Raw genomic sequence first — 7,784 nt, forward strand, 5'->3', positions numbered from 1 at the left:
TCTCCCTGAGTGGAGCTCACCCCCGACCCGGGGGTGAGCTCCTTTTCGCGATCCATGGAGCTCGCCCCTGGCCGGGGTGAGCTCCTTTTGCGTTTTACGGGGGCTTTCCCGCCGGCGTCGGCCAGCCTGAGGTTGGTCTTGGCCTGGGCGCTGCGGCAGTCCGGGAGGGTGATATGGCCGTAGTCCGGGCCGGGGCGACACTGCGGGCGTTGGTGACCTTCATGGGTGACTGTCGTGCGTCATGGGCAGCGGTCGTGCGGGGCAGGCGCCGTGCGGACCGCGGATCGGATGTCTCCGAGCAAGGGTCTTGATCGGCCGCAAGGGCGTTGCGGGAACAGAGCCGATCATCGCTGAGCCCGCGCTGCGGCATTACGGCCGGCTGCACACGAGCGATTGATCAGAACGGTGCCGCGGTTAATTGCGGGTTTGGGCGGCAGCCCGGATCTCGCCGAACAGTTTCGCTGAGTCGTCGACCGTACGGCCCGGGAACATCGCCAGGGCGAGGCTGCCGTGGTCGGCCCAGCCGCATACCGGCATGTCCGCCCCGTCGGCCTTCGTCGTCCCGCACTTCATCGTGCCGCCGAGTGGGCCGGCCGGCACGTCGTGCAGACCGGTCACCGAACCCTGCTCGTCGGAGACCAGATCGAATGCCGTCACCAGATCATCTTCCGGCGTCCAGAACAGCGTTGTGCCGCCGAAGAAGAGGACGTTGTTTGCCGAGCCGTCCGTGTACACCGCTCCCACTGCGCGGTCGAAGGCCACGTCTGCTGACAGGGCTGTCTGCAGGTAGTCCGCTGTGCTGCGGCCCTCGTCACTGCTGTCGACGGTCAGGCCTGCGACCTTCGCCGGGATCGTCAGAGTCGCGTCCTTCTGTGAGGCGATGCGCCAGCCCACGTACCCGAGGACGGATGCACCCGCCAGGCTGATCGCCAGCAGTGAGCTCAGCACGATGGTCTTGGTCCTTGACCTGGGCGTCCGCTCTTCGTTTGCCTCGCCGGTGGACTCCGTGAGGGGGAACGGGTCAGCGGCGATCTCCACCGGTGTTGCCTCGGGTGGTGGAGCGGAGCCAGGGCGTTCGGACATCGTGCGAGCCTAACAACTCGGCGATTCTGCGCCGGGCGTTGTCCACAGACCCACCCTTGTCCACAGGGAGGCGGTGCGATCGCAGGCTTCCCGGGCGGGCTCCGTAGACTTGTCGGGTGAGCGAAGCAACCGACACCCGTACCCCCGACAGCCGGCCCACCGGTGGCCTTTCCGCCCAGTACCAGCCGGGCGAGGTAGAGCAGCGGCGGTACGAGCAGTGGGTATCGGCCGGCTACTTCACGGCGGACCCGGCTAGTGACAAGCCGCCCTTCTCCATCGTCATCCCGCCGCCCAACGTGACCGGCTCCATGCACGTCGGCCACGCCCTCGAGCACACCATCATGGACACCCTCAGCCGCTTCAAGCGGATGCAGGGTTTCGAGGTGCTGTGGCTGCCCGGCATGGACCACGCCGGCATCGCCACTCAGAACGTCGTCGAGCGGCAGCTCGCCGCCCAGCAGGTCTCCCGCCACGACCTGGGCCGGGAGGCCTTCGTCGAGAAGGTCTGGCAGTGGAAGGCCGAGTCCGGTGGCGCGATCACCGGGCAGATGCGCCGGCTCGGCGATTCCGTGGACTGGAGTCGCGAGCGGTTCACCATGGACGAGGGCCTCTCCAAGGCCGTGCAGACGATCTTCAAGCAGCTGTTCGACGACGGCCTCATCTACCGGGCCGAGCGCATCATCAACTGGTGCCCGCGCTGTCTCACCGCGCTCAGTGACATCGAGGTGGAGCACACCGACGACGACGGTGAGCTCGTCTCCATCCGCTACGGCGATGGTGACAACGCGATCGTTGTCGCCACGACCCGGGCCGAGACGATGCTCGGTGACACCGCGGTGGCCGTGCACCCCGACGACGAGCGCTACAAGCACCTGATCGGCACCGAGGTCGAGCTTCCGCTCACCGGGCGGCGCATCCCGATCGTGGCCGACGAGCACGTCGACCCCGCTTTCGGTACGGGTGCCGTCAAGGTCACGCCGGCGCACGACCCGAACGACTTCGAGATCGGCCGGCGGCACGACCTGCCGAGCATGACGATCATGGATGAGCGGGCCGTCGTCACCGTACCGGGGCCGTTTGAGGGCCTTGATCGGTATGAGGCTCGGCCCGCGATCGTTGCCGCCCTGCGTGAGCAGGGGCGCATTGTTGCCGAGAAGCGGCCCTACCAGCACTCGGTCGGGCACTGCTCGCGGTGCAAGACGACCGTGGAGCCGCGGCTGTCGTTGCAGTGGTTCGTCAACACCGGGCCGCTGGCGAAGGCGGCCGGCGACGCCGTCCGGGACGGCCGGGTCACCATCGAGCCGCCGGAGCTGGCGAAGCGGTACTTCGCGTGGGTCGACAACATGCACGACTGGTGCATCTCGCGCCAGCTGTGGTGGGGGCACCGCATCCCGGTCTGGTACGGCCCGGCCGGCGAGGTCGTCTGCGTCGGACCGGACGAGCAGCCGCCGACCGGCGAGGGCTGGCGCCAGGACGAGGACGTGCTCGACACGTGGTTCTCGTCCGGGCTGTGGCCGTTCTCCACGATGGGCTGGCCCGAGCAGACCGAGACGCTGGCGAAGTTCTACCCGACCAGCGTGCTGGTCACCGGCTACGACATCCTCTTCTTCTGGGTCGCCCGGATGATGATGTTCGGCCTGTACGCGATGGACGGCGTGCAGCCGTTCGACGTGGTGGCCCTGCACGGGCTGGTCCGCGACGCGCACGGCAAGAAGATGTCGAAGTCCTTCGGCAACGCCGTCGACCCGCTGGACTGGATCGACCGGTACGGCGCCGACGCCACCCGCTTCACGCTGGCTCGCGGCGCCAACCCCGGCTCCGACGTGCCGATCAGTGAGGAGTGGTGCCAGGGCTCGCGCAACTTCTGCAACAAGCTGTGGAACGCGACGCGCTTCGCCCTGATGAACGGGGCCACGGTCGAGGGGGAGCTGCCGGCGTCGGCGGAGCTGTCGAGCGTCGACAAGTGGATCCTGTCGCGGCTGCAGCACGTCATCGCTGAGGTTGATGAGCAGCTCGCGACGTACGAGTTCGCCAAGGCCTGTGACACGCTCTACCACTTCGCGTGGGACGACGTCTGCGACTGGTACGTGGAGCTCAGCAAGCCCGTGCTGGCCACCGACGGCGTCGAGGCCGCGCGCTCGCGGCGGGTGCTCGGGCACGTTCTTGACCAGCTGTTGCGTCTGTTGCACCCGGTGATTCCGTTTGTCACCGAGGAGCTGTGGACGGTGCTGACCGGTGCCGAGTCCGTTGTCGTCGCCGCTTGGCCGGTTGCCGACCAGGCCCGTGTCGACGATGTGGCCGAGGAGGAGCTGGCCGCATTGCAGAAGGTCGTCACCGAGGTGCGGCGTTTCCGCTCCGACCAGGGCCTGCGCCCGGGTCAGCGGGTCAGCGCCGCGCTCACCGGCCTCGGCAACGTCGGGATCGACGTGCACGAGCCGCTGATCCGCGCGCTTGCCCGGCTCGACGCCCCGACGCCCGAGTTCTCGGCGACGGCGACCCTCGCGGTCACTGGTGGCATCACCGTCGACCTCGACACCCGGGGCACCATCGACGTCGCTGCCGAGCGGGCCCGCCTGGACAAGGACCGCGCCGCCGCCGAGAAGGAAGCGGCGCAGTGCCGGGCCAAGCTCGACAACGACGCGTTCGTCGGCAAGGCGCCCGAACAGGTCGTTGCGAAGATCAAGGACCGGCTGGCCACGGCCGAAGCCGACCTCGCGAGAATTGCGGCGGCCCTGAAAGCGTTGCCCTCGTCATGAGCACATACCAAGAGGTGGTTGCCGCGCTCGACGGGCGCGGCTTCACCCGCATGGCCTTCGACATGCAGAAGATCCGTGACCTGATGGACGTGCTCGGCAGTCCGCAGCGGGCGTACCCGTCGATCCATCTGACCGGGACCAACGGCAAGACGTCCACGGCCCGGATGATCGACGGACTGCTGCGTGCGCACGGGTTGCACACCGGGCGCTACACGAGTCCGCACCTGGAGACCGTTCGGGAGCGGATCAGCCTCGACGGCGAGCCGATCTCCGAGGAGCGCCTGGCCGCCGTCTACGACGAGGTGGCCCCGCTGGCCCAGTTGATCGACGAGCGGTCGGCTGAGCCGCTCACCTACTTCGACATGACCACGGCGCTGGCGTACGCGACGTTCGCCGACGCGCCCGTGGACATCGCCGTGGTCGAGGTCGGTCTCGGCGGCGAGGAGGACGCGACCAACGTTCTCGAGGCCGGCGTCTGCGTCATCACGCCGATCGGGCTCGACCACACCGAGTGGCTCGGCGACACGATCGAGGACATCGCCTGGGCCAAGGCGGGCATCATCCACAAGGACGCCACCGTCATCAGCGCGTTGCAGACCGAGGACGCGATGCGGCCGCTGCTGGAACGTTCGGCGCAGGTCGGTGCGACTGTCGCCCGCGAAGGCAGTGAGTTCGGCGTCATCCGGCGGGACCAGGCGGTCGGCGGTCAGGTGCTGACGCTGCAGGGGCTCGGCGGCGTGTACGACGAGATCTTCCTGCCGCTCTTCGGCGCCCACCAGGCACAGAATGCCGCCCTCGCGCTCGCCGCGGTCGAGGCGTTCCTCGGCGCCGGCGCGGCCAAGCAGCTCGACGCGGACCTGGTCCGGGAAGGCTTCGGCGGGGTCGACTCGCCGGGCCGGCTCGAACGGGTACGCAGCGCCCCCACGATCCTGCTCGACGGTGCGCATAACCCGCACGGCATGGCGGCGACCGTGACCGCGCTCGAGGAAGAGTTCGCGTTCCGTCACCTCGTCGCTGTGGTCGGCGTGCTCGGCGACAAGGACGTGGCCGGCCTGCTTGAGCTGCTGGAGCCGGTTGCGGCCCGGCTCGTCGTGACGCAGAACAGCTCACCCCGGGCCATGCCGGTCGACGAGCTGGCCCAGATCGCGGAAGAGATCTTCGGCGAGGACCGGGTGACGATCACGCAGAACATGCCCGACGCCATCGAGGAAGCGGTCGTTCTGGCCGAGTCGGACACCGACGGTGAGCACAGCGGCGTCGCGGTGCTGATCACCGGGTCGATCGTCACCGTCGCCGACGCACGGAAGCTCCTCAAGAAGTGACCACGCCGCCGCCGGAGCCGGCCTCACCCGTGCCGTCGCCCGAGGAGGCGCCGGCCGAGGTCGAGGGCGACGAGCCGCGGCGGTCCGGGCTGCGCAATCCCGAGGCGGCGGTACGGGGGCTGGGGGCGGGCACGCTCGCTCTGGAAGCGATCGTCCTGCTGCTGGCGATCCAGCCGATCCGGATCATGGGCGGGGATCTCAGCGGCTGGGGCATCGGGGTAGTGGTGGCCTTGGCAGTGGTCGCGGCCCTGGTGGCCGGGAGCATGCGGCGTCGTTGGGCCTGGCCCGCGGGTACGGGGTTGCAGGTGCTGCTGCTGGCGTCCGGACTGCTGCACTGGTCCCTTGCGGCGCTGGGATTGATCTTCGGGTTGACCTGGGCCTACGCGACGTCGGTACGGCGCAAGATCCTGGGCTAGCCGGCGCCCGGAGTCCGGTCTGTGGGTCCACCCGCTGCTGTGGGCGGGTGGACCGGCGACGGCTCGGTCAGCGGATGGCGCGCCACTGGGTGATGGCGATGTTGTGCTGGTCGGGGTCGTGGAAGGAGGCTGCCCAGAGTTCGAGCTTGTCGCCTCGGTTCACCGGGCGGGGGCCGTGGACGAACTTCACGCCCTTGGCCTTCAGCTCCTCGTAGACCGCCTCGACGTCGCCCACCTCCAGGTTGAGGTAGATCAGGCGGCCGGCCACGCCGGACAGGTCGGGGACCGTGCGGAGGACCAGCCTCGTGTCGCCGGAGGCGAGCACTGCGCCGCCTGAGCCGCTGTCGATTTCGTAGAAGCCGAGCAGCTGGCGGTAGAACGCCACTGAGCGTTCCAGGTTGGTGACCAGCACCGTGATGCCTACGCCGTGGATCGCGCCGGCCGGGCCGGGGCGGGCGCTCGGGTAGGCGGTGATCAGGTCGTCGGCGCGTTCGTCGGGTTCGAAGCCGCCATCGAGGTCGGCCCAGGGCCTTCCTCGCTTGCCTCCGGCTGGGGCGGGAGTCGCGGGCTTCGGCTGGGCGGCGGGGGGTGCGGGATTTTGCTGGGTGGGTTCGCCTGTGGTGGCGGCGGCGTAGAAGGTTCCGGGGCGGATCGGGGTGGGTTCCGGTCGGGGTCTGGTGTCCTCGGGGTTGCCGGTGCCGGAGCCACCGCCCGGGCCGAAGGCGGTTGGGGAGGCGTAGACCTGCCCGGGGGTTCCCGAGGCTGCCGGGGTGGGGTGAGTGGCGGAGACGGCTCCGGCCGCGGAGGCCGCTGCGCCCGATGCGGCGCCGAGACCGGCTGCGGTGGCCGCTGGGCCGGATGCAGCGCCGGAACCGGCTGCGGCAGGGACGCCCGATGGGGCATCGGGGCGGGTCGCGACCGCGGGACTAGATGCAGCGCCGGACTCGGACGCGAAGCCGGATCCGGCCTGGGCGGCAGGGTCAGGGGTCGGGGTGGGGCTCGGCGCGGGAGCTGAACGGGTTGCGGAGACTGCGCCAAGGCCGGTGGCAGAGGTTGATTCCGCATCTGGGGTGCGGTCAACGGCAGGTGAGTCGGTGGTTCGAGGAGCGGCCGACGCTTCGGCAGTCGGCTCATCCGCGGACTGGCCGGAGTAGGCGGCGGCAGCGCTGGGTGAGGTGGCTGGGCGGGGAGGGGTCGCGGGCTCAGAGGGAGGGCTGAGCGGCGCCGCCGGGTCCGGATCGTCCGGCGGTGGCTGGGTTGCCGACACCGAGCCGGTAGCGGCGGCCGACTCGGCTGGGCTAGGTGGCCCCGGACGCCGAGGCGCTGGGTGTGGGGCGTCGGGGGTAGGGCGAGCTTCTTCCTGCTTCTTGCTTCGGAACGCATTGCCCAAAGCCGCGAATCCCGCAGCCACCACCGCACCCGCAGCCGCGCCCAGGCCGGTAGTCTGCGCCGCGCCGCGAGGCTTGCCACCGCTGCGTGGCTCGCCGGCACTGCGTGGGAGGTCGTCCGCAACTGGTGGCGGGTTGTCTGCCGGGCGGGGCCGAGGCGTCGGGCGGGGTTCCGCGGCCGGAGGCGGTTCCTCGGTGACCAATGGCGGCGGAGTCTCGCTCTGGGATTCCGGCTGCCGGGCGCGGACCTCCCACGGTGGTGGTTCCAGATCGCCCAGAAGGTCGTCCTCGGCGTCCAGGACGCGGCCCGCGCGGTCGGTCGCCGGCGGGGCGATGATGTCCTCGTCCACCGCCGCCCGCGCGGCGCGGGTCTGCTGTTCCGGGGGTGGTTCCGGGTCGCCGTCCAGGGACAGGTCGATCTCCGGGTCCTGCTCCCGGGTCCGCTGGGCGGGCACCGGCTGCGCCGGGTCCTCATCCACTGAAGCCACGGGGTCTGAAGCAACGGGGTCGGAAGCCACTGGGTCCGAGGACGGCCGGGAGGATGCCGTGGGGGCTTGGTCCGGTGCTGCTTCTGTCGGCTCTGCGCCCGTACCGTCGTCTTCCGGGTCCATGGTTGCTGTCGCGTGCGGCCTTGGTCTCGGGCGGGGTTTTTCCGCCGGGCGCGGCGGCGCGGCCGTCGCCGTGCGGGCGCGTTGCGGCAACGGCGTCGTGTAGTCGTAGTCCGCCGCGAATGGAGATCAACGCGGTGCTGGACTGGGAGATGTCCACCCTCGGTGATCCACTCAGCGACGTGGCTCTGATGCTGGTCTACGCGAGCCG

Annotated in this window: 5 protein-coding genes and 1 pseudogene; 4 read left to right on the plus strand and 2 right to left on the minus strand. The window is 70.1% G+C overall.

Annotation, left to right across the window (positions count from 1 at the left end; translation table 11 throughout):
* Window positions 1-414 precede the first annotated feature (414 nt).
* On the minus strand, window positions 415-894 hold the full coding sequence (locus tag AB0C29_RS23640; protein ID WP_360823781.1) for a hypothetical protein: 480 nt from the start codon (window positions 892-894) through the stop codon (window positions 415-417).
* Window positions 895-1,199: 305 nt separating this feature from the next.
* Here AB0C29_RS23640 and AB0C29_RS23645 point away from each other — a divergent pair, with 305 nt between their 5' ends.
* From AB0C29_RS23645 to AB0C29_RS23655, 3 genes are read left to right on the plus strand one after another with little or no spacing between them, the layout of a single operon-like run.
* Window positions 1,200-3,839 carry a valine--tRNA ligase gene (locus AB0C29_RS23645; protein ID WP_360823784.1) on the plus strand — a complete coding sequence of 880 codons (2,640 nt, stop codon included), beginning with the start codon at window positions 1,200-1,202 and terminating at the stop codon, window positions 3,837-3,839.
* Window positions 3,836-5,161 (plus strand): folylpolyglutamate synthase/dihydrofolate synthase family protein, encoded by a 1,326-nt coding sequence (locus tag AB0C29_RS23650; RefSeq protein WP_360823787.1) that lies wholly within the window; start codon window positions 3,836-3,838, stop codon window positions 5,159-5,161. The genes AB0C29_RS23645 and AB0C29_RS23650 overlap by 4 nt, the downstream gene beginning before the upstream one ends.
* Window positions 5,162-5,190: 29 nt before the next feature.
* Window positions 5,191-5,577 (plus strand): DUF4233 domain-containing protein, encoded by a 387-nt coding sequence (locus AB0C29_RS23655; RefSeq protein ID WP_360823793.1) that lies wholly within the window; start codon window positions 5,191-5,193, stop codon window positions 5,575-5,577.
* Between the two features lie 67 nt (window positions 5,578-5,644).
* On the opposite strand, the gene AB0C29_RS23660 is transcribed toward AB0C29_RS23655, so the two are convergent.
* On the minus strand, window positions 5,645-5,989 hold the full coding sequence (locus tag AB0C29_RS23660; RefSeq protein ID WP_360823790.1) for a VOC family protein: 345 nt from the start codon (window positions 5,987-5,989) through the stop codon (window positions 5,645-5,647).
* Between the two features lie 1,589 nt (window positions 5,990-7,578).
* On the opposite strand from AB0C29_RS23660, the pseudogene AB0C29_RS23665 reads away from it, so the two are divergent.
* Window positions 7,579-7,784: pseudogene (locus tag AB0C29_RS23665) on the plus strand (hypothetical protein); the annotation flags it as partial.

This window comes from Actinoplanes sp. NPDC048791, from assembly GCF_040650095.1.
Taxonomy (GTDB): domain Bacteria; phylum Actinomycetota; class Actinomycetes; order Mycobacteriales; family Micromonosporaceae; genus Actinoplanes.

Bases quoted from the DNA above. Each gene is read 5' to 3' on its own strand.
- AB0C29_RS23650 (WP_360823787.1), top strand. From the start codon at position 3,836: ATGAGCACATACCAAGAGGTGGTTGCCGCGCTCGACGGGCGCGGCTTC.